The sequence below is a fragment of the Rhodococcus sp. JCM 9793 genome, assembly GCF_055380405.1.
Window position 1 is genome coordinate 1,718,398 of the sequence record NZ_AP043721.1, and the last position, 26,382, is coordinate 1,744,779.

The window sequence follows — 26,382 nt, forward strand, 5'->3', positions numbered from 1 at the left end:
TGGCCTCGCTGTTCTATGAGAATCCGCTCGCACAATGCGCGAAAGAACAGCGAGTTGCGGCGGGAATGTAAGGGTGCTGTGAAAACTCAGCCAGCTCTGTGGCATCCGTCTCGACGATGGTGATGCTATGGGCGGAAAGTTCCACCGTCAAGCTCCTGGCTCGATCGAGCCGAACCGCTCGGGACAATGCTCGATGCCTCACGCACGGGTGCCGCGAATTGGTGATGGCTCCGTCAAGAAGCCCGTTCACCTGAGGCGGGGAGGAATTCAAGGGTTCTTGTTGACGTCAACGTAGCCAATGGCTACAGTGATGGCAGTCACGGTGTGCGGTGATCTGTGGACGTGGTCGCGGCTCGCCACCGAGTGTTGCGTCGGCGGATAGCTGTCGGTTGCGATCTGTGACAGTCATCGTCGATGGAAGATCTCTGCCCAATTTCCGAAAGTGCCTCTGTTGCAAGATTTCAGGAGGATCTAGTGTTACCTATGGCGTTATCGATGAAGCCGACGGGGTGGTTTCAGATCGGTTGGTCTGCCGACCTCGAAGCCGGCGACGTCACACCGTTGCGTTACTTCGGTCATGACCTGGTCGCCTACCGCACCCAGAACGGCCGCTTGGTGGTGCTGAACGCCTACTGCGAGCACCTCGGGGCCCATCTGGGGCATGGTGGATCGGTTTCCGGCGACGACATCGCGTGCCCGTTCCACGGCTGGCAGTGGAGTCCGGAAGGACGCAACACCTGCATTCCGTATCAGAAGACGACGAACCGAGTCCGCAAGATCGGCACGTGGCCCATCACCGAGCGCGATGGAATCATGTACATCTGGCATAACGTCGACGGAGGCGCACCGCTGTACGACGTACCCAGCATCTTCGATCTCTTTCCCGGTTCCGGTTCGGCGAGCGACTACCACGAGCTCGGGGAGGCCGGCCGCTTCGCGACTGCAGAGCTGCCGATCCACCCGCAGTACGCCGCCGAGAACGGCGTCGACTTCGCACATTTCAAGTACGTCCACCGCGCCGACGAGATCCCGACCGTCGTCCACCGCGAGTTCGGTGAGTACGACTTCAAGACCGAGCTGGCTCTGAACTTCAAGCGCCGCGGTGCCGACGGCGAGTTCGAGACCGTTGCGGGCCGCACGAAGGCCGCTCTCCTGGGACTGGGGCTGGGGTTTTCGTACGCCGACGGAGTCGGGGCCATCTGCTCGCTGACAGCGGTGACCCCCGTCGACGACGAGCGCTCGATCCTGCGGTTCTCCACGTGGGCGAGCAAGGAGGACGGCGAGGACGAATCGCGAGTGATCAAGCGGCAGCGCAACGCAATCGGACAAGTTCAAGCTGACATCGCAATCTGGGAGCATCAGCGCTACACCGAGCCGCCCGGACTGGCGACTGCCGAAGCCGCAGGCTTCCGCGACATCCGCAAGTGGGCTCGCAACTTCTACCCCGCGGGCCACCTCGGCCACGGCGCCGCCGAGCAGACCGCAGGGACCGATGAACTACAGGCGGAAAACGCGTAATGAGACTGACACTGACACAAGAGTGCGAGGCCTGGCGGGCCGAGATCCGGGAGTTTCTCGATGCGGAGCTACCGAAGGGGAACGCCTTCAACCCGGAATTCGACGATGCCCCCGACCAGTGGGCGATCGCCGTCGAATTCAGCAAGAAGGTCGCCGCCAAGGGGTGGATCGGACTGACCTGGCCGAAGGAGTACGGCGGCAAGGGATTACCCCCGATCTCGAACCAGATCCTCCTCGAGGAACTGTACGCAGCCGACGCACCGATGATCAATTCGGTCGGAATCTTTCTCGCCGCGGGCACCATCCTGGTGGGCGGCACCGAGGAACAGAAGAAGCGGCTGCTTCCCGACATCGCGGACATGCGGACCCTCTGGGCCGAAGGCCTCACCGAACCGGAGGCCGGCTCCGACCTCGGCTCCTTGCGGACGAAGGCCGTCAGGGACGGGGACGAGTGGGTCATCACCGGGGAGAAGGCGTTCACATCCTGGGGGCCGATGTCGGACGTACTGTATGTGGCGGCCCGCACGGCGACAGATCCTTCGGCGCGGGATGCGATCAGCATCTTCGTAGTCGATCTGCGCAGCTCCGGCGTGACCCTCCACCCGATGCGCAACTACGGCGGCGGTGTCCAGTCCAGTACACACCTCGATCACGTTCGCGTGCCGGAAACCTCGCTCATCGGTGAAGAGGGCAAGGGCTGGCAGTACATCATGCGCGCCTTCTACGCGTCGGGCACCGTCGAGCCGATCTACGCGATGCAAGAGGCCCGGCTGCGCGATCTGCTCACACACTGCAAGGCGATCCCGGGCAAGCTCGACGATCCGCATGTGCAGGCGGATCTCGCGAAGCTCGCCGAGATGATCCAGACGCAGCGTCTGCTCGCCTACGAGATCATCGGCGACAACGCGGGCGGTCGGCAGACCCCGTGGGGCGGCGGCGTCCAGCAGGTCATCGCCAAGGAGTACGAGCCCCTGTTCGCTCAGATCTACGATCGCGTGCTCGGCCCGACCAGTCAATTGCGGTCGGGGTCGTCGTACGCCCCCCTCAATGGAAAGCCCGAGGCGTGGTACCGGCAGTCGTTCGCCAACCATGCCGGAGGAACGTCCCAACTCAAGCGGATGGTGCTCGCGACGCGGGGCCTCGGCCTGCCGCGATAGGAGCAGATGATGGAATTGGCATGGGGCGAGGACTTCACCGCCCTCGCAGAGGTAAGCAAGTCGGTGTTCGCGCGCTACTCGCCGCTGGAAGACCGGTCGAACAATGTTCTGTTCGCCGATCAGGTGAGCCAGTTCGCCGAATTGGGTTGGTTGCAGCTCGGCGATGCGAATGGAACCGACGAAGACGGAGCCACTCTCGGAACAATCGCGGCTGTCTTCGTCGAAATGGGCCGCGCGTTGGCCGAGACGCCGTTGCTGGACCTCACCGTTGCGCGTGACGCCGCGACCCTGGTCGGCACCGCGACCGCCACGGAGCTGGCGTCCCGTATCGGTGACGGCGAAGCCGTCGTCATCCCGACCTTCCTCACCGGGAACTGGGGATCAGCGGTCGCCATCGACGGCGGAACGGCGAGCGGTCGAGTGCTGGGAGTCGGCTTCGCGGACCGGGCGGACAGCTTCCTGGTGCACGCCGTCGACATAGGCGAGAGCCTCCTTCTGCACGTCGACGCGACTGATGCGAACGTCGAGCCGATGCCGAACGTCGGCGGATACCCGATGTTCAGCGTGACGCTGGCCGACGTCACCGTCGTCGATGGGCGGATCCTCGCTCGTGGCGCCGACGCAGACCGGGTGATCGACCGTGCGTCCCAGCGCGGCGCCGTGATGCGGGCCGCGCAGGTGTACGGCGCCGGCATGCGCCTGCTCGACACGACTGTGCTGTATGCGAAGCAGCGCCATCAGTTCGGCGGCGCCATCGGACGCTTCCAGGCGGTCCAGTACCTGTGCACCGACATCGCCGTGAACACACACGTCACGTCGGCGCATACCCGAGCTGCGGCGGCCGCGCTGGACGCAGGCGGCGATGGCCGACCGTACGTCGATCTGATGCGCAATCAGGCGGCGCTCACCGCCCGCGAGATGGTCCACTGCGCGCACGAGGTCCACGCGGGCATCGGCTACATGGTCGAGTCCGACGTCCACTTGTTCACCAATGCGGCCAAGCGCTGGCAGTACGACTTCGGCGACGCCACCGAGAACAATGGCTCGATCGTCGCGGCTATCACACGAATCTACGAGGGAGCGTGACCATGTCGCTGATCGACTACAAGGTCGAGGACGCAGTCGCTGTCATCACCCTGAACCGTCCGGAGAAGCACAACGCCCAGAACGAACCGATGCTGGAGGCGCTCGACGCCGCGTGGCGGGACGCGGCGACCGACAATGCCGTGAAGGTCATTGTGGTTCGCGCCAACGGTGACAACTTCTCGGCGGGTCACGATCTGAAGTCGACGACCTCCGGTTACGAACCGTCCGCCGGCAAGAGTCTGCTGGAGACCGCGTACGGATGGGAGACCGAGTACTACCTCGGCTTCTCCCGTCGCTGGCGTGACGTCCCCAAGCCGTCGATAGCATCGGTCAAGGGTGCCTGTGTCGCCGGCGCGCTGAACGTCATCTGGCCGTGCGACCTCATCGTGGCGGCCGACACCACGTTCTTCAGCGATCCGGTCGCCAAGTACGGGATCGGCGGAGTCGAGTATCACGCGCACACTTGGGAACTCGGCGCCCGCCGGGCGAAGGAGATGCTCTTTACCGCGCGCAGCTTCTCGGCGGAGGAGGCCTTTGCGGCCGGCATGGTCAACCGTGTCGTGCCGGTCGATGAGCTCGACGCCCAGACGATGGATCTTGCCCGCGAGATCGCGCAGATGGACGCGTGGGCCCTGCGGCAGGGCAAGCGCGCCGTCAATCAGACGCTGGACATCATGGGTCAGCAGGCGGCGCTCCAGTCGGCGTTCGACATGCACTGGCTCGGTCACGCCAATTCCATGCTGACCACCGGCTACCCGCTGCTCACCGCGGCTCCGCTGCCGGCGGAATCGAAGAAGGACCGTACGTGAACGCGACCGATCGGATCAGCGACGCCACGACGATCTGGTCCCTGCTCACCCGCCGCGTCGATGCGACCCCCAACGCTGTCGCACTGATCGACGAGAACGATCGAAGCGAGACGTTCGCCCGTGTGCTCGCGGCCGCTGAGCACACCGCGGCCGGCCTGCTCGCTGAGGGCATCGAGCCGGGCGCCGTCGTCAGCTGGCAGCTCCCCACCAGCATCGACGCAGTTATTCTGAGCCTGGCCCTGTCGAGGATCGGCGCCGTGCAGAACCCGATCATCCCGCTCTATCGCGGGCGTGAGGTCACGGCCATGGTCGAGCAGTGCGCGTCGCAGTGGCTCATCACTGTCGGTGAGTTCCGCGGATTCGATCACGCTCGCATGGCCGAGGAGGTCCGCGCCGCGGTGTCCGCGCCGCTGCAGGTCATGGTCCTCGCCGACAGGTTGCCCGAGGGCGATCCTGCCGCACTGGCTCCGGTCGAGTCCGGTGCGGATGAGATCCGCTGGATCTACACGACGTCCGGAACCACATCGGCTCCCAAGGGTGTCTGCCACACCGACAGCACGCTCGTCGCAGGCGGGCTCGGGGTGGCCGACGCCCTCGAGGTGACGCGTGCCGACACCGGAACGATCCTGTTCCCGTACGCGCACATCGGCGGACCCGACATGCTGATCGCCTCGCTGTCGAGCGGCATGGCATTGGTCCTGATGGGGGTGTACGAACCTGTGGCTGCGGTTCGGCTGATGCGTCGGCACGACGTCACGCTCACCGGCGGATCGACCCCGCACTACTCCCTCCTCCTCCAGCAGCAACGGAAGACGCCGGGCGTCCCGGTGGTGCCGACCCTGCGGATGCTCGCCGGCGGAGGCGCTCCGATGCCGGAGAAGCTGTTCCACGAGGTTGTCACTGAGGTCGGTGTACCGATCCTGCACGGGTACGGGATGACGGAGTCGCCGATGATCGCGTCGGCCCGTCCGGCCGACACCATCGACCAGCTCTCGACGACATCCGGACGTCCGGTCCTGAACTGCGAGATCCAGATCCGGTCCGAGTCGGACGAGGTGCTGCCCGTCGGCGGCACCGGCCGAGTGTGGTTGCGCGGGCCGATCCTGTTCAAGCACTACATCTCCGACGGCACCATCGTCCGTCCTTTCGACGCCGACGGCTGGTTCTTCACCGGCGACATCGGCAAGCTCGGGCGTGAGGGTCACCTCACGCTGGTCGGTCGAGAGAAGGACCTCATCATCCGCAAGGGCGAATCGATCAGCCCGTCCGAGATCGAAGACGTTCTGGGCAAGCACCCCGCGATCGAGGACGTCGCCGTGATCGGGCTCCCGGACGAAGTCCGCGGGGAACGGATCTGTGCGGTAGTGCAGCTGACCGACCAGGGACAAGGCGTCGAGCTCGACGAACTGAGGGACTACTGCCGAGTGTCGGGCATCTCGCCCGCGAAGTTCCCCGAGCAGCTCGAGTTCGTCGCGGAACTGCCGAAGACCCCGACCATGAAGATCCGCAAGCAAAGCCTGCGTGAGCGCATTCTCGACCGTCAGGTCGCCGCGCACACCGGTGCCTGACGCCCGTCTGTCCGCAGTCGTGGACCGCGCAGACGATCCTTCCCAGAACTCAGTAGTGACGCCCATGCGTTCATGCCCAGGCATGTACAGGAGTGAGAATGAAGCCCCAAATGCCAGACCGTAAGTTTGTGGAGCGCGCGGTGGCCGACGCCGATGTGAACGTCCTCCGGATGGCTCTGTTCCAGGCGACTCGCGATCCCGACATCGCCGCAGTGCATGCTGAGCGTGTCGCGGGCATGGTGGCGGACACCGTGGTGTTCTCCGATTCCGACACCGATCTGATCAGGTCGAAGGCGGTCGAGTACCTGATCTCCGGTGATCTCGCCGACGAGGCGCAGACACCGTCTCAGGACGAGATCACCGATCTCATCCGCATGGCCGAGGCTCGCGACCTGGCGTCCGAGGACCTGTTCATGCGCCGTCAGATCCTGTCGTTCCCTGAGTGGACCTTCCAGCGGGAGTCGACAGGCGAGACACCCGTCCCGGAGGGCTACTCGGTCGCGATCGTCGGAGCCGGATTCTCCGGTATCGCGATGGGCGTGCAGCTCGCCCGACTCGGCATCCCGTTCACCGTCTACGAACGTCGCTCGGAGATCGGGGGAGTGTGGAGCATCAACACTTATCCCGACGTCCGCGTCGACACGCTCAGTGCGTCGTACGAGTACTCGTTCGAGAAGAAGTACCCGTGGACCGAGTACTTCGCGCGCCAGTCCGAGGTACGTGCGTACCTCGACCACGTCGCACGCAAGCACGGTGTGTACGAGCACATCGTCTTCGACGCGGAGGTGACATCCGCGCGGTTCGACGACGTCGAGAAAACGTGGACCCTGACAGTGACGGAGGCGAAGCAGTCGCCGACCACCGTCGTGGCCAACGTCGTCGTGGCCGCGAGCGGTCTGTTCGCGACACCGCGCGAACTGCCCGTCGAGGGCGCCGCGGAGTTCTCCGGTCAGATCGTGCACACCACGGAGTGGAACGACTCGATCGACTACGCCGGGAAGAACGTCGCCATCATCGGCAACGGCTCGACCGGTGTCCAGTTGCTGTCGAAGGTCGCGAGTGAGGCGGCGTCGGTAACCGTCTATCAGCGGACCCCGCAGTGGATCTCGCCTCGCGCGAGATACGGCGAAGCGATTTCCGAAGAGCTGCAGTGGCTCTTTCAGGCGATGCCGTTCTATTGGAACTGGAACAAGTACATCGCCGGTTTCGCATCGAACGACCTTCGAGAGCTCCTCATCGCGGACGAGCAGTGGATCGCCGATGGTGGCGACGTGAACAAGCGCAACGACGCCATGCGGGAGATGCTGGTCGAGTACATCCGCAACCAGGTGAACGACCGCGAGGACCTGATCGAGAAGCTGGTCCCGGACTATCCCCCGATGACCCGGCGTCCCGTGGTCGACAATCAGTGGTACGCGTCGCTCACCAGAGACAACGTCGAACTGGTGACGACACCCATCGAGCGCCTCAGCCCTTTCGCCGTGCAGACCTCCGACGGCGCCGTGCGTGACGCCGATCTGATCATCGCTGCGGTCGGTTTTCAGACGGAGAAGTTCCTGTGGCCGACCGAGTACGTCGGTGCGGACGGGGTGAGTCTGGAAGACGTGTGGAAGGTTCAGGGCGCACAGGCCCACCTCGGCATGACCGTGCCGGGCTTCCCGAACCTGTTCATGCTCTATGGTCCCAACTCCCAACCGGTCGCGAGTGGCGCAGGGTTGCCGATCTGGCTGGAGACCTGGTGCGGGTACATCGCCGGGGGGATCCTGGCGATGCTCGACAACGGGTACGCGTCGATGGACATCCGGCGGGAGGCGTTCGACCACTACAACGAGCAGTTGCACAAGGAAGCCTGTCGGCTGATCTACCTCTCGCAGACGAGCGCGACGCGGAAGAACTACTACGTCAACAAATGGGGTCGTCTGCAGACCAGTGCTCCGTGGGACGGCGAAGAGTACTTCGCGATGAGTGTGGATCCTTGTCTGAGCGATTTCGACTTCGCGAGCGAGGAGTAGGAACGTCGTGCAGCCGACGGAGACTACTGGCCGCGAGTTGTCGAGCCGGGGGCATCTGCTTGAGGTGATGGCGGTGATCGACGAGACGCCCGACGCCCGGTCGATCGTCCTTCGGCCGACGGAGGCAGACCGGCCGACGTTCACGTACCAGCCCGGACAGTTCCTGACCATCCGGATTCCGAGTGACCTGACCGGTCACGTCGCCCGGTCGTACTCGCTCTCGAGCACGCCGTCGCTCGACGAGGACCTGAAGATCACCGTGAAGCGGGTCCCGTCCGGGTACGGGTCGAACTGGCTGTGCGACAACGTGAAGGCCGGCGTGTCGATGACCGTCCTGCCTCCCGCCGGCCGGTTCACACCGTCGGGTTACGAGGGGGGCCTGCTACTCTTCGCGGCAGGCAGCGGGATCACACCGGTCATGTCTATCCTAAAAGACGCACTGGCGCAGGGGATTCGACCAGTCACGCTGTTCTACGCGAACCGCGATGCGGATTCTGTCATCTTCGCCCGAGAGCTCGATGATCTGCAGGCCGGGCATCGCGCCCGGCTCACCGTCATCCACTGGTTCGACAACGTGGAGGGCGTTCCGGCCGTCGAGCGTTTCGCCGAGCTGATCACCGTAGATGCCTCGCGCGAGGTGTTCGTGTGCGGGCCGGGCCCGTTCATGGACGTCGTCGGCACGGCGGCCGAGTCGGCGGGTGTGCCGCGCGAACGGTTCCACCGTGAGGTGTTCTCCTCGATCACCGGTGATCCGTTCGCCCCGGCGCCCGCCTCGGACCAGGGATCGGCCGCAGAGACGGTCGACACGACCGTGCTTCTCGACGGTGTAGCCCACCGGTTCGCATGGCCGACCGGCACGACGCTGGTGGACGCGTTGCTGGCGGAGAGCGTGGATGTGCCGTACTCGTGCCGTTCCGGTGAATGCGGCTCATGTGTCTGCCGAGTCGTCGGCGGCAGCGTCAGCGGCGTCGTCGGTGACGTCTTCGAGCCCGACGAGGTTGCGGCGGGATACGTGCTGGGATGCCAGTCCCGGCCGGACGAAGGTCCGATTGAAATTGAGTTCTGACTGTAGTTCTCAGTCCGATTAGTCGTGCGACCGTCGTACGCGCTGAAGGAGGTTCGTCATACATGGGCAATAGAATGCAGGACAAGATCGTCATCGTCACCGGCGCAGCGTCGGGGCTGGGCAAGGCCACCGTCGAGCTGATGGTCGCGGAGGGCGCCACCGTCGTCGCCGCCGACGTCAACGCTGAGGCCGGAGCCATAGTCGCCGCTGCGGCGGGTGCGGAGTTCGTGCAGACCGACGTGGGGGACTCGGCTGCAGTGGACAGCCTGGTCAGCGGCGTTGTCGAGCGCTACGGTCGGCTCGACGTGATGGTCAACAACGCTGGTGTCTTCGGCGGCAGCAATCTGATCGACGCTCCCAATGAGGAAGTCGACCGCATGGTCGGCGTGAACATTCTCGGAGCCTTCTACGGGACCCGGGCAGCCGGTCGAGTGATGGCCGCGCAGGGTTCGGGCGCCATCGTGAACACCGCGTCGAACGGCGGCTCGCTGCCGACCGAGGGCATGGCGTTCTACAGCGGCTCCAAGGCCGCCGTGATCGGGATGTCGAAGGCCTGTGCGATCGAGCTTGCGCCCTCGGGTGTGCGCGTCAACACCCTGTCGCCGGGCACCATGCTGTCTGGAATGGTCCCGCCGGACCCCGAGTTCATCAAGGTGCTCCACGGGATCCAGCCGATCGGCTACGCCGCAAACCCGGCACAGATGGCGACCGGCATCCTGTACCTCGCCTCCGATGAGGCCAACTATGTGACCGGTCACGACCTTGTCGTGGACGGCGGCGCCACGGCCGGCCGCCTCGCGATCAAAGGCGCGTAGTAGAGACAGTACGCAGACGCGAGGTGTGCGAGGCGATCACGCGCTCGCTCACTTCGCGGACATGGGCTTCTGCGGTCGTGACGACCCGCTGGCCGTGTCGCAGATGTGAGGGACCGGAGCCACAGCATGAAGTTCACCCTGGAGTATCCGAGTGACGTCCCCGACGCGCATCCGAGCGTGTTCACGGGAGCGGCGCTCGCGCAGATCAGCCGTCGCGCGGAGGCCGGCGGGTTCGAGGCCGTGTGCCTCGCAGACCATCCCGCGCCGTCGGCGAAGTGGTACCGCAACGGTGGCCACGACACCTTCGAGCCTGTCGTGGCGCTCGCGTTCGCAGCAGCAGCGACGACGACGTTGAAGCTCATGACGAACCTGCTCGTCCTTCCATTCCGGAACCCGTATCTGGCAACGAAGGAGCTCACCACTCTCGATACGCTCTCGGGAGGCCGGCTCGTCGCGGGAGTCGGTGCGGGCTATCTACGGTCGGAGTTCGCCGCGCTCGGTGTCGACTTCGACCGTCGCGCAGAGTTGTTCGACGAGGCGATCGACGCACTGTGTCGCATCTGGACCGATCCGCCGACCCCGGTGGCAGGCGCCGACTTCGCGGCCACCGGTGAGATGCGCTTGCAGCGCCCGGCTCAGAGCCCTCACCCCCCGGTCTGGATCGGCGGCAACAGTGCAGCGGCGCGTCGCCGCGTGACCCAGTTCGGCAGCGGATGGTGTCCGGTCATCGCCGACGCTGGAATGTCCGCCGCGATCGGGACTTCGGTGATCCACGGCGTCGAGGCATTCGGAGCCGCCGTCGACGCACTCGGCGAGCAACTCGAGCGAGCGGGCAGGAGCTTGTCGGAGATCGAGATTCAGGTCGAGGCGCCCGCTGTCGACCTCGACGACGACGCGTCGGTGGCGCGGTGGCATCGGGACGTCGACCGGCTGAGAGAGGCGGGGGCCACGTCGCTGTGCGTGCATGCGGACGCGAGATCGTTGGCGGCCGCCGAGGAGTTCATTGACGGATACCGCGAGCTCATGGCCCGGAATGGGGGCGCCCGACGGGCCGAGGAGACGAGCTTCAGCCGCGGGGGGAAGTAGTTCGTCAACTGCGACTGTCATATCCATAACTTGCTGAGCAGCAACAGTTTCGCGGTCGTGTCGTTTGCGCGGCGACCCGTCAGCAGCGTCGCGGTGTCGTCTTCGATCTCGAGTTCCGTGAACCGGCGCAGTACCGCCCAGCAGAACGCCAGGGCCGCAATGACCTCGAGTCGACGCAATGTGTTGACGAAGGATAGCCACTGGCTACAGTGATTCCCGTCACAGGGACGCGATTCGAGTGACCCGTTGACACCAAGGGCCCGCTCTGTGCGAAAGCGCATAATGCGCCACCTCCGCCAGGACGCAATTGCCGACCTGGCTGTTGATGTCGTCCGCCACTTCCTTACACAAGCGATCGCATCGAAGATTTCGATCAGCGGGCGAGGTCGTTCGGTTGGGCCGGGGCTGTCAGTCCTGTCGAGCCGCACCGAACGGGCCGGGGCCCTTCAGGGCTCACCTCACCCGGCCTATCCGGGTTACAGCCCAACGTCACTCTCACGAGGTAACCGCACCTACGAGCACGAGGAACATCGATGGCACAAGTCGGATCAGCTGACGTCCCCGCCCCCGCACCCCTGGCCCGTGAACGGGGTTGGTCTCCTCGACTGATTCTGTCTCTGATATCGCTGGTCGTACTTCTCGAAGCCCTCACCATGAGCTACAGCATGATCTCAACTGGGCTGCCGGACATCATGGCTCACTTCCGGACCGATCAGGGCGGCTGGGTCCAGACCGCGTTCCTCCTGGTTGCTGCGGTGATCAGTCCCACCTTGGGAAAGATCGCCGACATGATCGGTAAACGTCGCGTCCTGCTCATCTGCGTATTCGTCGCGGCCGCCGGTTCGTTTGTCTCGGCAGTGGCTCCGAACTTCGCGCTGCTACTGGCCGGGCGAGCGATGTCGAGTTTGCTCGTCTCGTGCCTGTTCCTCAGCTATTCGCTCATTCGAGACGTCTACCCGGCGAAGACGGTCGCTATGGCGATTGCCCTTGCAACCAGCGGCATGGGGATTGTCAGTATCGCGTCGCCATTTCTGACCGGCTGGCTCATCGACGATTACGGGTGGCGGTCGATCTTCTGGTTCTTCACGATCATCCTGATTGTGGCGGGAATCTGTATCAAGCTGTCCACGGACGAGTCGTTGTACCGCCTTCGGTCCAAGATCGATCTGGTCGGCGCCGCGCTTCTCGGTGGCAGCATCGGGGCAATCCTGGTCGCGGTGAGTTTTGGAGGGGGCTGGGGATGGACATCGGGCACAACGTTGGGCCTGTTGGTTCTCGGCGCCGTGCTGATCGCTCTCTGGATCTACTCCGCGACAGTCATCAGGGAACCGCTGATCGATCTACGGCTGCTGACCCGCCGGTCCGTCGGACTGACCGCGATCACTGCAGGTATGGCGTACGGCTCGACCACAGTGAGCTCGACAATCCTTCCGCTGATGTGCATGACGTCTGCGTCCTTGGGCCTCGGGTACGGTTTCGGTGTCGACGCCCGAGGTTTCGCGCTCATTCAATCGCCGCTCGGTGTCGCGCAAGTCATCGGCGGCATACTCGTCGGTGTAATGATCGGCCGTGGACTCACTCCACGCATCCTCTGTGCAGTGGGCACCACGCTGCTGGCCATCGGCGCATTCGTAGTCCTTTCAGGGATGGACACCAAGACGATTGTTCTGGTGGGCGCAATCATCACAGGCCTCGGAACCGGTCTGGCATACAGCTCCATTCCGAACCTCCAGATCCAGACCGTGCCACCACAGCTGCAGGCGTCGACGGCAAGCATTGTCGCAACCAGTCAGTCCGTGATCGGGTCGATCCTGCCGGTTGCCGTGTTCACCGTCTTGAACTCGAACGTTGCTCGAGTTGTCGACGGCATGCCGCTGTACTCGTCCATGGGCATGCACCTGGCATGGATCATGTGTGCCGGCATCGCGATCACCAGCCTCATCGCAGTAGTCCTTGTCCCGCGCAACATTGTTCAACTGACGGTTCCGGCGGCGAAGATCGACGATGCCGACCTCAATGCGGCCGCGCATCCGCCGGCGCCCGCTGCACGCTGACCAAGCCGCACCGCGGGTGGTCGGAGGTGTTGCCAAGTTGGTTGGGATGCAGTTATTTTGCGCGCAGCAGGCGACCACGCGGAGCGGTGTTCAGGCAGCGAAGGTTGGTTCGGTGACCCGATCCACGCCTGGAATCGGGTGGATATTCCGGTGCGGTGGCCGGGGGAAGCTATTCGGTGTCGGCGCGTGCGGCGGTCATCGGCGCGTCGTCGCGGAACCGAGGGCTCTACGTCTCGACCTCGCGACACGCCGGCACTGCCAGTCACGCTCCCGCGCGTCCCAAGTGAGAAGACCTCGATGAAAGAGAAGTGAAAAATGCGCGCTTTCCGGATAATGGCACCGCTGACTGCACCGACATGGGAGGAGGCTCCCGAGCCGACACCGGGCCCGGGGGAGGCGGTGCTTCGGGTGTCGGCTGTCGGCCTGTGCCGTTCGGATCTAGACATGCAGCAGATGCCTGCGGCCGCGGTCGAACCGGCCGGGTGGAAGTTCCCGTTCACACTCGGTCACGAGATCGCCGGAGACGTCGTCGCACTGGGCGAGGGCGTCGATCATCTGAGCATGGGCGAGTCCGTCGTGGTCCTGCCCGCGAGCAGTTGCGGACAGTGCTGGTACTGCCTGCGCGGCGCCCCCAACAACTGCAGTAATGCAGAGGCCGGCCGCGGGTACGGCCACGACGGCGGACTCGCCGACTTCGTGCTCGTGAAGAATGCACGCGACATCGTGCCGCTCGGCGGGCTCGACCCGATCCACGCAGCTCCGCTCGGCGATGCGGGCTCCACCGCCTACCACGGAGTCGACCGGATCCGGGGATCGCTGACGCCTGAGTCGACCGTCGTCGTGTTCGGTGCGGGCGGGCTGGGATCCTTCGCCATCCAGTTCCTCCGCGCGGTGAGTCCCGCCTTCGTGGTCTCCGTCGACAAGTCGACGGAAAAGCTGGCCATGGCGCGGGAGTTCGGTGCGCACGAGACGTTCGAGGGCGTGAACGACTCGACCCTCGATCAGATCCGCGCGCTGACGGGCGGCCGAGGGGCCGACGCGCTCCTGGACTTCGTCGGGATCGACCAGACGATCGCCACCGGCATCGCCGCCGTGCGCCCCGGCGGCAAGTACGGTCTGGTCGGCGCGGGCGGCGGACGTCTCGCGACGCTCGGCGAGTGGTTCCACCTGTTGCCGCGTGACGGCGAGGTCTTCACCTATCAGGGATCGACAGTGAGCGATCTCGATTCGGTGATGGCGCTGGCTCGGCGTGGAATGATCCAGAGCCCGGTCGAGGTATTTTCGCCCGACGACATCGAGACGGCCTACTCCAAGCTTCGAGACGGCTCACTGCACGGCCGTGCCGTGATCGATTTCGCTCGTTCCTGAATCGGCGAGGCTGAAGACCCGCCGTCGAAGCGGAGTGACCAGCGCGATGACCAAGGCAGAGCGCTACTCGTCGACAGACGCCGAGTACGCGACCTCTGCAGTTCATCGGATGGCACGTTGTCTCGACGTGTCGACCTCCGGCTTCTACCAGAGCCAAGGGCGCAGTGCACGAACATGATTGAACGAACGAATGCAGCGCCGTGTCTGAACTCGAGGTGAATATCCTCGTCCACCATGATTTTCACGGCCTCTGTGGCGTGCCTCGGATCACGAAGAACCTGCGACCGCGGTGAAATCGTCGCCGAGAAGTTCATTGACGGATCCCCGTCAGCTCATAGCCAGGGACGGGCGCGCTCGCCATGCTGAAAATTAGCCCTGAAATGCTCGATGCCCAGATTTCACGCAACATGTTGACGAGGTGGTAGCCGCTGGCTACAGTGATTCGAGTCACGGCGGTCCAATTCGGATGGCCCCACTCATACCAAGGTCCCGCTCTGCGGGCATGCGCGTGGATGCGCCGCTTTCGCCAGAACACAATCGCCAGGACAAATCGACACGATCGACAGGCAAGGAGCCGATGTGAGTACACGCAAGTCGAACTGGGGGCGATGGGGCGAGTTGGATGAGAAGGGTGCGCTCAACCTGCTGACGCAGAAGAGCGTGCTGGCAGCTCTGCAAATCCCTCGGACCGGCAAGCGGTACAGTCTCGGCATCCCGATCCAGCGGTCCGGCGTGCCGAACATGGAGTACCGCGGCACCCCGCAGCGACTGACGATGATCAATCACAGCGACGAGGCGATGGCGCGCGCGAACGGGGGCGTCCCCGGTGTCGGCGCCCACGAGGATCAGTTGATCATGCCGTCGCACACCTCGACTCACATGGACGCGCTGTGCCACGTGTACTCGGAGAACAAGATCTACAACGGTCATCCGCATGACGGCGTCAGCCCGTATTCCGGCGCCGACAAGTGCGGAATCGACAATGTCGATCCGATCGTCGGTCGCGGTGTGCTCATCGACGTCGCGGCGTCCAAGGGAGTCGACGTTCTCCCTGCCGGGCATGTGATCACCCGCGACGAACTGACGCAGGCTCTTGATGAGCAGGGCATCGCCCTGGCCGCGGGCGACCTCGTGCTGATCCGCACGGGATGGCTCGAGGACTTCATGCAGTCGCAGGGAGAGATGCTTCCCCAGCCGGGTATCGGCATCGATGCGGCCACGTACCTCGCCGAATGCGACGTCGCGTTAGTCGGGTCGGACAACTCGGCCGTCGAGGCGATCCCGTTCGATCAGAACGTGTACCTCGGCGGACACATCGTGCTGCTCGTGGACAACGGAATCCACCTCGTCGAGAACCTTGACCTCAAGGAACTGGCGGCCGACAAGTGCCACGAGTTTCTGCTCACCATCGGTGCTCTCAACATCACCGGCGGTACCGCAAGCCCCGTCACTCCGGTCGCCGTCGGCTGATCGACGATCGCTCACCAATTCGGTTCGAGAGGAATCACCACAATGACTCAGAATGCAGCTGCCAGCACCTACCGCTCCTCCCACGTCGGCCTCTGTGTGTCGGATCTGGCGCGCGCGCTCCGCTTCTACCGGGACGGTCTCGGCTTCACTGAGTTGGCTCACTACGAGCTCGCCGAGCCGATCCCCGAGGTGGACGCACCGTGCAGCCTCACCGCGACCATTATCGAGAAGGACGGGCTGCGGTTCGAACTGTTGGCGTACAGCAAGCCCGGTGTGATCGGTAAGCCCCACCACCGTCGCAACAATCTCGGACTCACCCATCTGTCGTTCTTCGCCGACGACGTCGATGCTGCAGCCGCGTCGATGGTGGAGTTCGGCGGCACACTCGTGCCCGACACCCGCGTCGGGCTGGACGACCCTGGAGCCGCGCAGTACACCTTCGTCGCCGATCCCGATGGCAACCGGGTCGAGTTCATGTTCATCCCCGCAGGCACTGCTTGGTGAGCTCGGTCCACGTCGAACGAGACCTCGGCTCCGCTACCACGCACAAAGACTCCCTTTAGGACTCACCCATGAATGATCGAAATGTCGGTATCGCCGATCCGCACTCCTTTGTTCCCTCCCGCAAAGTCGATCGGCTGGACGTGTTCCGCGAGAAGTATGCGGCCGAGCGCGACAAGCGACTGACGAAGGAAGGCGCCGAGCAGTTCCAGGCGATCGACTTCACCGGGAAATTCTCGGAGTTCGACGCCGATCCGCACGTCGACGGTCCGCGTGAGGCGGGTCCGATGTCGCTCGATCTGGACGTGCTAGTGGTCGGTGCCGGGTTCATGGGAATAACCGCAGGAATCGAGCTCGAGAAGGTCGGGGTCTCGAGCTACAAGATCCTGGACGTCGCCGGCGACTTCGGCGGAACCTGGTATTGGAACCGCTACCCGGGCGTCCGATGCGACGTCGAGTCGTACATCTACCTGCCGTACCTGGAGGAGACCGGCTACGTTCCCACCGAGCGATACGTCCGCGGCAGCGAGATCTATGCGTACTGCCGGTCGTTGGCTCAGCAGCACGGTCTGTACGACCACGCCCTCTTCCAGACACGTGTCACCGGCATGGAGTGGGACGAGGACACTGCTCGCTGGACCGTTCGGACCGACAACGGCGACGAGTTCAGGGCTCGCTTCGTCGCCACCCAGAGCGGTCTGTTCATGCGCCCACACTTGCCCGGCATCCCCGGAATCGAGTCCTTCGCAGGTCACAGCTTCCATACGAGCCGCTGGGACTACGAGTACACCGGTGGCGACGACAGCGGAAACCTCGACCGTCTGCGCGGCAAGAAGGTCGCGATCATCGGCACCGGCGCTACCGGCCTTCAGGTGATCCCACAGCTCGCGGAGTACGCCGACGAGGTCGTCGTGTACCAGCGCACACCCACGCAGGTGATGCCGCGTCAGAACGCACAGACGGACGTCGATTGGTTCAAGTCACTCAAGCCGGGATGGCATCGGGAGCGCCGCGCTGCGTTCGACAAATGCGTGCAGGACCGTGCCACGGTCAGCGACGTCGATGACGGCTGGGTCAAGTTCGCCAAGTACCAGATGGACGCGGTCTTCGAGGCAGGCGGCGAGAACCCCAGCCTAGAGGTACTCATCGACGCGATGGAGCGCTCGGACTACGAGTGGAACGAGATGCTCCGCGACCGGATCGACGCCGTCGTGGAGGACAAGTCGAAGGCCGACAAGCTCAAGACCTACTACCGCACGATGTGCAAGCGTCCGGGCTTCAGCGACGAGTACCTGCCCTCGTTCAACAAGGACTCGGTCGACATCGTCGACACGGCGAGCACGCCGATCGAGCGGATCACCGAGATCGGGATCGTGTCGGACGGTCAGGAGCGCGACTTCGACCTGATCGTCTACGCGACCGGATTCCAGGGCGGACGCTCGTGGACGGACAAGGCGGGCTATGACGTGCTCGGCCGCAACGGAAACCGGCTGTCGAAGAAGTTCGCGGACGGCATCAGCACACTGCACGGATTCCTGTCGAAGGACTTCCCGAATCTGTTCCTGCTCGGATTCACCCAGACCGCGACCATCACGAACATCGCCCACCTCATCGACGAGCAGGCGGCACACATGACGTACCTGATCGACCATTGCATCTCGTCGGGTACACGGACGATCGAGCCGACGGCCGAAGCCGAAGAAGCCTGGGGCAAGGTCATGAGTGATCAGACCGCGACCCGCACCGACTGGCTGCTCACCTGCACCCCTGGTCTCTACAACAACGAAGGAAAGATCGCCGACACGCGGAACCCGCTGGTCTCCGGCGTCTACGTGCCGGGCTTCCAATACTTCGAACTGCTCGAGGCCTGGCGCGGGGACGGCAAGCTCGAAGGCCTCGTCGCCGAGCGGTGACATCTCGACGCACGCAACCATTCACCCACAACCAAGGACAGATGATGACGGACGCACCGGTCAAGATCGGCCAGATGCTCTTCACGATGGTAGACCCCACGCGCGGCCACGAAGTCGCCTACAACCGCTGGTACGAGCGTGACCACATCTACGCAGGTTGCATGATCGGCCCCGGCTGGTTCGCCGGTCGCCGCTGGGTCGCGCCGAAGCGGCTCAAGGATCTTCGTTTCCCGGAGACGGGACCGGTCGCGACCAAGACCGAGGACGGCTCGTATCTTGCGACCTACTGGGTGCACGAGCCGGAGATGGAAGAAGCCGAGGCATGGGGCCGCACCCAGGTCGGCGAACTGTACGCCGCCGGCCGCGGTTTCACCGAGCGTGAGCACGTGCACACCTGCCAGTACCTGCCTGACTCGACCGTCGCAGCGCAGGAGGACGGAGTCCCCCTCGAGCTCGCGCTCGACCATAACTACCGTGGACTCGTCGCCGTGATGATCGAGCCTGCCGACGGTTTCGGCCGCACCACCGCCATTGAGACCATCAATGGCGTACCGGTCAAGGCACTACTGGGTACCGGTGCTGTCGACCTGGTGAGCAGCTGGCGGATGAAGCCCTGGCCCGCCGATCACAACGTGCCGATGAAGATGGGTAACGACGGCGGAACCACCGAGCGCATCATGCAGCTGTGCTTCCTCGAGGGCGATCCCGTCGAGAGCTGGCAGCACATCGTCGACTACGCCGCCGACATCGAGAAGTCCGGCGCCGGGCGAGTCACCTTCGCGTCGCCGTTCTTGCCGACCGAGGTCGGAACAGACAAGTACACCGATCAACTCTGGTGATCATCGCGGATGCGCGGTCGCAACTGTGCCCGCGCATCCGTATCTGCACTCGCGGTCCCATCGGGCGCGATGAATTCGAGACCCGACGAGCCGGCGCTCGTCCCGTACATCTGTGAGGTCAGTGAAAAAATGCTGAGCGGTGAGAAGATCCTGGTGACAGGAGCGGCCGGGCAGATCGCCTTCCCGATCGCGCGCGAGCTGCGCGCGGACAACGAGGTCTGGGGGCTGGCGCGGTTCAGCAAGCCGGAAGATCGGCAGCGACTCGTCGACGTAGGGATAGTCCCGGTGAAGGGCGATGTCGGCAGCGGTGAGTTCGCCGACCTGCCGACCGACTTCACATATGTTGTGCATCTGGCGGCGAATCAGGCTCCGGGCTGGGACTACGACACTGCTTTGCGTGACAACGCCGAAGGCACCGGGCTGTTGCTTCAGCACTGCCGGAATGTACGTGGAGCACTGGTGATGTCGACACATTCGGTCTACCGCCCGCAGGAAGACCCGATGTACGTGTTCACCGAGGAGTCGCCCCTCGGCGAGTGCAACAGCACCCACGCGCCGACCTACTCGATATCGAAGATCGGCCAGGAGGCCACTGCACGGTTCGCCGCGCGCGCGTTCGGTGTCCCGGTCACGATCGCGCGCATGAACGCCTCGTACGGTCCTAACGGCGGTCTGCCCGCTCTGCACGTCGACGCGATCGCCGCCGGACGGCCGGTCACGACGCGTTGGGACCCGTGCATGTACAGCCCGATCTTCGAGGACGACATCAACAGCCAGATCAGCAGCCTGCTCCAAGCGGCGACGGTCCCCGCGACCATCGTCAATTGGGCCGGCGACGAAGCGGTCAGCGTCCAGGAGTGGGCGACGTACGCCGGCGAGTTGATGGGCGTCGATGCGACCGTCGATGTGGTCCCGATCGAGGGGACGCTGCGGGGTTCGATCGCGGACACGGGTCGGCGCATGTCCATCACGGGACCGTGCACGGTGGACTGGCGCGAAGGTCTCCGCCGGACAGTCGCAATGCGCCATCCGGACAAGCTCGTCGAGACTGCGCACTCGTGAACATCACCTCGTAGAACACAGTTGGGAGACGACATGCCGATGACACTGCTCGAGTCGCTGCCTGCCGACCGGACCGGGACACCGGCGAGCCCGGACCTGATGGAACGTCGCGCGAAGGTCGCCGCGACCGAGATCGACCCTGCACTGGGGATCACGGCAGGTGAGGCGGACTTCGGGGGCGTACCGTGCCGGACCCTCCACGCCGGAGAACGCGCCACCGTCCTCTATCTGCACGGCGGCGGATATCGGATGGGCAGTCCGGGGGCGTACAACGCCTATGCCGCGGCGCTGGCGGCGGGTGCCGAGGCGACGGTCGTCGTGCCGCGCTATCGGCTCGCGCCGGAGAACCCGTTCCCCGCCGGCCTGCGCGATGCCGTCGCGGTCTACGAGGAGCTGGAATACACGACGAACGGGCCGATCGTCGTCGCCGGCGATTCGGCGGGTGCCGGTCTGGCCGCCGCGGTTGTCGCCGCAGTGGACACCAGCGACGTTCGTACCCCCGACGGGCTGATGCTACTGTCGCCGTGGCTCGATCTGCACTGTTCGTCGCCGTTCTACGAGACCGCGAGCGACATCCTCTTCCCGCTGGTGACTGCGGAGTCGGCGCGGGACGACTATCTGCAGGGCGCCCCCGCAGGCAACCCGTTGGTCTCGCCGTTGCTGGCCGACCACACCGGCTTCCCGCCCACTTTGATTCAGGTCGGTGGCAACGAGGCGCTCGTCGGCGACGCTCTCGGTCTGACTCGGGCGCTCGCCACCGCGAACGTCACATGCACGCTGGAAGTGATTGCGGGTCAAGGGCACACGTGGCCGCTGATCTATCCTGATCATGGCGTTTCCATCGCTTCGGTCGGGTCATGCGTCCGGTTCGTCCGGTCGATGCGGTAGGCATCTTCCAGGTGTCTGCGTTTGTGGTCCAACCGCGTGCGATCCGCAACGACGTGCGGAAATATCCCTTCGACCAGGTCGCAGAGGCATATCGAGACTTCGAGCAAGGCCGTGGGGGTCAGGGTTCGTTCGATCCGGTCTGCAGCGTCCGCACGACCGCGGTGAGTAGAGCGTCGCCGGCGCGCACGTCGTCGTCGAGTGCGTTGGCGACGGCGGTCGCTTCGGCTGTGAGGATGGTTGCGTCGGCGTCTCCGAGGCTCGCGACGATGCGGTCGTAGACGCGGCCACATTCCCGGGCGACGTGCGCGATGCGTTCGTGTGCGCAGCCCGGGGTGCAGACTCGAGGAGCCGCACCTTCGATAAGGCCGAGTGCCTTCCGGAACTTGCCGTCATCCCAGTAGCCGGCTGATGTCCAAAGCCATTCCATCAGCTCATGGTGGTCAGGGATGCTCGCGTCGCAGTCGTCGTGAGGTTCAGTGCCCGGATCCTCGTCCGGGGTTTCGGTCAAGGCTTCGGTGATTTCGCTGGGGCCCGCGCTCATCGGGTCGAGATCGAGGATTGTGCGGAACACGATGCCGGTCGCCGAGGCCAGCGCAAGCTTTCGTTCGTCTTCGCTGAACGGCTCGGACAGCACGCTCGGATTCTCGAAAGCCCCTTGTATCCAGCGTTCGAATTGCTTCAACCCGTAGGTGATCGCATTCGCCTCCGGCATTCCGGCGTTGCGGTGATATGCACCGGCGGCATCGCGGGTGGCACCCCACGCCATCCGGTCCAGATGCCCGATAGGGAACAGCTCTGCGCCACGAGCCACAGCAACACGCAGCGCCTCTCCGTGCGTCTCGGTCAGGTCCGGGAGGTTGTGCTCGCCGAGCATGTGAACGAAGTATCGTCCGGCTTCCTCTGCGACGAGATGCTGTGCGAGCTCGGCAAGTTCGGTGAGCTCGGTCGGGTGCATGCGATTCGGGTCCAGCTGGGCCAGAAGGACGTCGACGAAGCGCTCGATTCGGTCTTCGACGGGCCCGTCGCCGGGGACGAAGAAGCGTGTGCGGTTGGTGTAGAAGCCTTCACCGAGAACGGTTTCGCTGTCCCAGGAGAACGCAGTGACCGGTGAGGTCGGATGGACCTGGAGGAGCCCTCCCTGCCAGGCGGCGATGAAGAAGTCCTTGCTCAATGATGCGTTCGGGGCGATCGTCTGATCGTTGATCTCGATGGGATAGATCAACCCGCCTGTACTGCCGACTGCGTGAATCACCGCTAGAGCTCCGAGCTTCGCCTGGAGCGAGGCGTCGGCGAGGAGTAGCTCCAGATCTTCGGACTCCACCGGGTAGCGCCGTGAGATCACCTCGCGTCGTGCCTGTTCGAGAGCCCCTTGCCCTCGTACCTCGAGCGCTCGTGGGGCGTGTCCATTGAGCGCGCGGGGATTGAGGATCCTCGCAGCCTGATCGTCGACACGCGTGTTGCATCGTCGGCACTCGACTGCCTTACCGACGAGGGCATCGGCGAGTGCTTGTCGGGAGGTCAAGACCAATTCGCCCTTACACGATGCGCACCAGTATCCGAGCAGTGTCGCAGCTACGGCCGCGGCCGCCGCATAGTGCGCTCCGCCCGACCACATCTTGTAGGGAAGTGCGCTGACGCTCTGCTCCCAGATCGGCTCGCCGGTTTCGGGATCGAGCCCTGCCAGCCGCCAGTACGCGATCCCGACGTCCTGAAGCGCGGTGGGCGCGTAGGCGTTGATTTCGAGCCGGAGGTTGGGATCAGCGGGCGGGCGAGCGTAAGGCATGCCGGATTGTAACGGCACGTTTCGTCGATCCGGTATGTCGAATCCCATTCGATGACGGTGGCACGGGAGCCCGAAATACAACCTTCCGGTGGGACGGGACAGGGGTCCCTGCGAGCCGGCGCCGATCAATGCGGGCTCGGGGACGGAGTGGACCTTCACCCGGCTGCAGGTCGTGGGATATGCTCCGCGGCGATGGCTACCGGGACGGCATTGCTCCACACACAGATCGGCGACCCGGCGCTCCATTGAGCGCCGCGCGGGCACCGCCTCAGTCGTGTTGATCAGGATTGATACATCAACCACGACAGGAGAATTCATGCCCATCAAGGCGTTGCAGATCCCCACCTCGGACGGCGAAGCGGACGCGTTCGCCGCCTTCCCCGACCACGGTGAACGGCACCCGGGGGTGCTGATGTACGCGGACGGTTTCGGCATCCGACCTGTGCTGCGAGAGATGGCTCGCGAACTGGCCGGGCACGGGTACTACGTGCTCGTCCCCAACTTCTTCTACCGGCACGGCCCGACGCCGGTGATCGAACTGCCCGCCCACATCGGAGCAGACGCCCGACCCGCAGTCTTCGGCCGGTTGATGCCGTTGATCGAAGCGCATACCACCGAACGCATTCTGCGCGACGCCGATGCCTACCTCAGGTTCCTCACCGCACAGCCCGAGGTCAGTGCAGGGCCGGTCGCGGTGACCGGCTATTGCATCGGCGGGCTCCTGGCAACGCGTACCGCAGCGGCTTACCCAGGCCAGGTGGCCGCACTCGCGGCATTTCACGCCCCTGTGGGTGCCGTCGAGCCCGAGTTCCTCGCCGAGATCAGTGCCCAGGCCCATTTCGGGAACGCCGAAAGCGATGTGACGCCTGAGGGTCTGGATGAGCTCAACCGGGTGCTGGACGCCGCGAACGTCGACTGCACCTCTGAGATCTACCCGGGCACCGTCCACGGGTTCACCATGTCCGACACCGACGACTTCGATCCGGCGGGCCTGCAGCGACACTGGGACCGTCTGCTCCCGCTCCTCGCGCGCACACTCGTCGATCGCTGACGCTCCGCCGTATGCATCCATCGGGAAGTACCCGATTATCATCTTCGAACCATGTTCTGGCTGGAGCTGAGTGACGATAGTTCTGGAAGGGGCCTTGTGCAGAAACTGATGTACGCCGTGTGGCGGGATTCTGGAGGAACACAGCGGCCGGATGTCGGCCAGTACCAGTACTTTCATCGACCTCGCGGCCGGTCTCGATGTGCTTCCGACCAGTTCCTTCCTGCGCCGCGATCCGTTTCGGTAACCCGCTGACGTCCGTTCCAGTAGCGATCGATGGACGGATGGAGCAGGAGCCCTGTCGGGGCATACGCCGCGCCGACAGAGCTCCCGGTTCTGCTCCAATGGGGGGCGGAGCAGAACTCGACCACATCACGGCAAAAGACGTGTTGGGGTCTGCCGCTCCGAACAGGGGGATGTGGAGCAGCGCCCCGACCGTAGCAATCGATCTTGATATGCGCCACCCCCGCGAGCTCCCGCCAGCCTCCAGAAGCATGCCGCATCACCTGCCCGAAAGGCAGGCGGCGTGTTCGGTGTAGCGACGCCGTACTGTGAGGGCGATACATGCTGTATGGGAGTAACAAGCGATTCGCCCGGTATGTCTACCGGCATGGAGGATGGTGTTTCGGTGTTGTCGTTCGAGTCGACGGTGCCGCGTCGATATGTCCACCGCCAGTCCGTATCGGAGGTCTTCCTCACCGATTGCGTCAACGTCGACTCAGTGCCTGACCAGTTCGTTCTGGGCGCGCAGTGGCCACGCATGCACTGCTTCTACCGCGGCCGGGCCGGCCGGTACGATCCGATGCTCCTCGCGGAGACTCTGCGTCAATGCGTGATCTACTTGGCGCACACTCGCTATCGGGTCTCGCTCGACAAGCGTTTCGTCATGCAGACGATCGAAATCGACGCTGAGCTGGATCGGCTGGGAATCGGTGAGGGAGCTGCCGAGGTCGCCGTCACCGTCACGGTGTCGAACGTGCGGCGGCGGGGCTCACAGATCACCGGCCTGAGCGCGGCCCTGACGTTCGCGGTCGCAGGCCGCCGTGTCGGGTCAGGCTACGGCCGTGCCTCGGTCCTCACTGCTGTCGAGTACGACACCGTTCGGTGGGGTGCGGCCGGACCGCGCGCGATCGGACCCGTGCCCGACGGTGCACTCGTCGACCCGGCTTCGGTAGGGACGCCCAGCGGGGATGTCGTCATCGGAGCGACATCACGACGAGGACGATGGCAGGTGCTGCCCGATCTGTCCCATCCGGTGTTGTTCGACCATCCGTCGGATCATCTGCCGGGCATGCTTCTGCTCGAGGCTGCGCGTCAGGCGTCGCGAGCGCATTTCGGGGTTCCGGATGTGGATCTGGTGTCGATGAGCGTGCAGTTCCACCGGTTCGTGGAACTCGACACTCGAGCCGAGGTGGTTGTCTCGGGCATCGATGGTGAGCCGGGGCGTGTGCACGTCGTACTCGAGCAGTATGGAACCTCGATGGCCGCAGCGACCCTGACGTTGGCTTCTGAGGTCGGTGCACCTCCTATGTCCGGGATCCGGCCCGGTGCATAGAGGTGTGTCAGGCCATCGCTGGATCGCGAGCCCAGCGGGCCTGTCGGATCTTGTCACTGTCGAGTCGGCGGTCGGGTGCCAGAATGCCCGGCAACAGGAACTGCCACATCTGGTCGATCCGCTGTTCGAGGTCGGCACGTCGATCGAGCACATTCGAGACCATCTGGACCCCGGTGAACGCGGAGATCACGAATCGGGCCAGCGTCGGTGGTTCGATCGTGGGCAGAAGATCGCCCTCGGCGATCGCGATCTCGGAGAGGTGCCGGCAGGCTTCGATCCAGTCCTGGTACGGCCCCGGCTTGCCCGGTGCGGTGCCGGCGCTGAACTCGAGGGTCAGCCGTATTCCCGCCCGGACTATCGGATCATCGACGATCTGTCGACCCATTTCGTGGCAGAGCATCACGATCTGCTCGAGCGCTGGGGCGGCGGTGCTGGAGATGGCTTCGACTGCGGCGATGGAAATGGCATGTTGCCGATCCATCACTGCTTGTGCGAGGTCGTCCTTCGACTTGAAGTGGAAGTACAAGGCGCCTTTGGTGAGTCCGCTACTCGCTTCGACGATCTCCCCGAGGCTGGCACGCTCGAACCCCAGTCGATCGAATGTCGCAGCGGCTGCGTCGATGATCTGGTGCCGTGTCGCTACTGCGCGGGCTTGCTTTGCCACACCGCGTGTCCTTCTCTCGATGATGTTCCGAAAGGCGAGTCGTGACGAACCCTGACAATCGGCCTCCCCCGAATCGCACCGTACCAGTCGACGGGAACGGGTGTGCAGGCCACACATCGA

General features: G+C 64.5%; 23 protein-coding genes. 20 read left to right on the top strand and 3 right to left on the bottom strand.

Annotation, left to right across the window (positions count from 1 at the left end):
- The first annotated feature begins 495 nt into the window (after nt 1-495).
- From ACZ46K_RS10310 to ACZ46K_RS10350, 9 genes are all read left to right on the top strand, one after another.
- Nucleotides 496-1,518, top strand: coding sequence for an aromatic ring-hydroxylating dioxygenase subunit alpha (locus ACZ46K_RS10310; RefSeq protein ID WP_464748042.1), 1,023 nt, complete (start codon nt 496-498; stop codon nt 1,516-1,518).
- Nucleotides 1,518-2,675: an acyl-CoA dehydrogenase family protein gene (locus ACZ46K_RS10315; protein WP_054805127.1), complete on the top strand. Its 1,158-nt coding sequence runs from the start codon at nt 1,518-1,520 to the stop codon at nt 2,673-2,675. Before ACZ46K_RS10310 ends, ACZ46K_RS10315 begins: the two co-directional genes overlap by 1 nt.
- Nucleotides 2,676-2,681: 6 nt before the next feature.
- A complete protein-coding gene (locus tag ACZ46K_RS10320; RefSeq protein ID WP_464748044.1) occupies nt 2,682-3,761 on the top strand; it encodes an acyl-CoA dehydrogenase family protein in 1,080 nt (359 codons plus the stop codon).
- Nucleotides 3,762-3,763: 2 nt separating this feature from the next.
- Nucleotides 3,764-4,570, top strand: a complete 807-nt coding sequence (locus ACZ46K_RS10325) for an enoyl-CoA hydratase (RefSeq protein WP_464748046.1) — start codon at nt 3,764-3,766, stop codon at nt 4,568-4,570.
- Nucleotides 4,567-6,138: a class I adenylate-forming enzyme family protein gene (locus ACZ46K_RS10330; RefSeq protein ID WP_054805124.1), complete on the top strand. Its 1,572-nt coding sequence runs from the start codon at nt 4,567-4,569 to the stop codon at nt 6,136-6,138. The genes ACZ46K_RS10325 and ACZ46K_RS10330 overlap by 4 nt, the downstream gene beginning before the upstream one ends.
- 110 nt (nt 6,139-6,248) lie before the next feature.
- On the top strand, nt 6,249-8,150 hold the full coding sequence (locus ACZ46K_RS10335) for a flavin-containing monooxygenase (RefSeq protein ID WP_464748049.1): 1,902 nt from the start codon (nt 6,249-6,251) through the stop codon (nt 8,148-8,150).
- A gap of 67 nt (nt 8,151-8,217) precedes the next feature.
- Entirely contained in the window at nt 8,218-9,216 is a 999-nt protein-coding gene (locus ACZ46K_RS10340; protein WP_054805121.1) for a 2Fe-2S iron-sulfur cluster-binding protein, read from the top strand.
- A gap of 62 nt (nt 9,217-9,278) precedes the next feature.
- Entirely contained in the window at nt 9,279-10,031 is a 753-nt protein-coding gene (locus tag ACZ46K_RS10345) for an SDR family NAD(P)-dependent oxidoreductase (protein ID WP_464748051.1), read from the top strand.
- 126 nt (nt 10,032-10,157) lie between these two features.
- The gene (locus tag ACZ46K_RS10350; protein WP_054809740.1) at nt 10,158-11,117 is read left to right on the top strand and encodes a TIGR03619 family F420-dependent LLM class oxidoreductase; all 960 of its coding nucleotides are present in this window, start codon (nt 10,158-10,160) and stop codon (nt 11,115-11,117) included.
- Nucleotides 11,118-11,134: 17 nt separating this feature from the next.
- On the opposite strand, the gene ACZ46K_RS10355 is transcribed toward ACZ46K_RS10350, so the two are convergent.
- Nucleotides 11,135-11,296: a hypothetical protein gene (locus tag ACZ46K_RS10355; protein ID WP_464748053.1), complete on the bottom strand. Its 162-nt coding sequence runs from the start codon at nt 11,294-11,296 to the stop codon at nt 11,135-11,137.
- A 354-nt stretch (nt 11,297-11,650) separates the two neighbouring features.
- Between ACZ46K_RS10355 and ACZ46K_RS10360 the strand changes: the two genes are divergently transcribed.
- The 9 genes from ACZ46K_RS10360 to ACZ46K_RS10400 all read left to right on the top strand — a co-directional run bounded on the left by ACZ46K_RS10360 (nt 11,651) and on the right by ACZ46K_RS10400 (nt 21,212).
- The gene (locus tag ACZ46K_RS10360) at nt 11,651-13,171 is read left to right on the top strand and encodes an MFS transporter (RefSeq protein WP_054809739.1); all 1,521 of its coding nucleotides are present in this window, start codon (nt 11,651-11,653) and stop codon (nt 13,169-13,171) included.
- A 333-nt stretch (nt 13,172-13,504) separates the two neighbouring features.
- Nucleotides 13,505-14,539 (top strand): alcohol dehydrogenase catalytic domain-containing protein, encoded by a 1,035-nt coding sequence (locus ACZ46K_RS10365; protein WP_464748056.1) that lies wholly within the window; start codon nt 13,505-13,507, stop codon nt 14,537-14,539.
- 46 nt (nt 14,540-14,585) lie between these two features.
- Nucleotides 14,586-14,717 carry a hypothetical protein gene (locus ACZ46K_RS10370; protein ID WP_464748059.1) on the top strand — a complete coding sequence of 44 codons (132 nt, stop codon included), beginning with the start codon at nt 14,586-14,588 and terminating at the stop codon, nt 14,715-14,717.
- Nucleotides 14,718-15,118: 401 nt separating this feature from the next.
- Nucleotides 15,119-16,009 carry a cyclase family protein gene (locus ACZ46K_RS10375; RefSeq protein ID WP_054805119.1) on the top strand — a complete coding sequence of 297 codons (891 nt, stop codon included), beginning with the start codon at nt 15,119-15,121 and terminating at the stop codon, nt 16,007-16,009.
- Nucleotides 16,010-16,051: 42 nt separating this feature from the next.
- Nucleotides 16,052-16,513 (top strand): VOC family protein, encoded by a 462-nt coding sequence (locus tag ACZ46K_RS10380; RefSeq protein ID WP_464748061.1) that lies wholly within the window; start codon nt 16,052-16,054, stop codon nt 16,511-16,513.
- A gap of 68 nt (nt 16,514-16,581) precedes the next feature.
- Nucleotides 16,582-18,423: a flavin-containing monooxygenase gene (locus ACZ46K_RS10385; protein ID WP_464748063.1), complete on the top strand. Its 1,842-nt coding sequence runs from the start codon at nt 16,582-16,584 to the stop codon at nt 18,421-18,423.
- Nucleotides 18,424-18,464: 41 nt separating this feature from the next.
- Nucleotides 18,465-19,262, top strand: a complete 798-nt coding sequence (locus ACZ46K_RS10390) for a hypothetical protein (RefSeq protein ID WP_464748065.1) — start codon at nt 18,465-18,467, stop codon at nt 19,260-19,262.
- Nucleotides 19,263-19,331: 69 nt separating this feature from the next.
- Nucleotides 19,332-20,324, top strand: coding sequence for an NAD-dependent epimerase/dehydratase family protein (locus ACZ46K_RS10395; RefSeq protein WP_464748067.1), 993 nt, complete (start codon nt 19,332-19,334; stop codon nt 20,322-20,324).
- A 33-nt stretch (nt 20,325-20,357) separates the two neighbouring features.
- Nucleotides 20,358-21,212: an alpha/beta hydrolase fold domain-containing protein gene (locus ACZ46K_RS10400; protein ID WP_464748069.1), complete on the top strand. Its 855-nt coding sequence runs from the start codon at nt 20,358-20,360 to the stop codon at nt 21,210-21,212.
- Nucleotides 21,213-21,330: 118 nt separating this feature from the next.
- Here ACZ46K_RS10400 and ACZ46K_RS10405 read toward each other — a convergent pair whose 3' ends face one another.
- Nucleotides 21,331-22,995 (bottom strand): hypothetical protein, encoded by a 1,665-nt coding sequence (locus tag ACZ46K_RS10405; RefSeq protein WP_464748071.1) that lies wholly within the window; start codon nt 22,993-22,995, stop codon nt 21,331-21,333.
- Nucleotides 22,996-23,311: 316 nt separating this feature from the next.
- On the opposite strand from ACZ46K_RS10405, the gene ACZ46K_RS10410 reads away from it, so the two are divergent.
- Together ACZ46K_RS10410 and ACZ46K_RS10415 are read left to right on the top strand one after the other, a co-directional pair.
- Nucleotides 23,312-24,046 carry a dienelactone hydrolase family protein gene (locus ACZ46K_RS10410; protein ID WP_054807213.1) on the top strand — a complete coding sequence of 245 codons (735 nt, stop codon included), beginning with the start codon at nt 23,312-23,314 and terminating at the stop codon, nt 24,044-24,046.
- 607 nt (nt 24,047-24,653) lie between these two features.
- Nucleotides 24,654-25,598, top strand: a complete 945-nt coding sequence (locus ACZ46K_RS10415; RefSeq protein WP_464748073.1) for a ScbA/BarX family gamma-butyrolactone biosynthesis protein — start codon at nt 24,654-24,656, stop codon at nt 25,596-25,598.
- A gap of 7 nt (nt 25,599-25,605) precedes the next feature.
- Here ACZ46K_RS10415 and ACZ46K_RS10420 read toward each other — a convergent pair whose 3' ends face one another.
- Nucleotides 25,606-26,262: a ScbR family autoregulator-binding transcription factor gene (locus tag ACZ46K_RS10420; RefSeq protein WP_054807210.1), complete on the bottom strand. Its 657-nt coding sequence runs from the start codon at nt 26,260-26,262 to the stop codon at nt 25,606-25,608.
- Between the last annotated feature and the right edge of the window lie 120 nt (nt 26,263-26,382).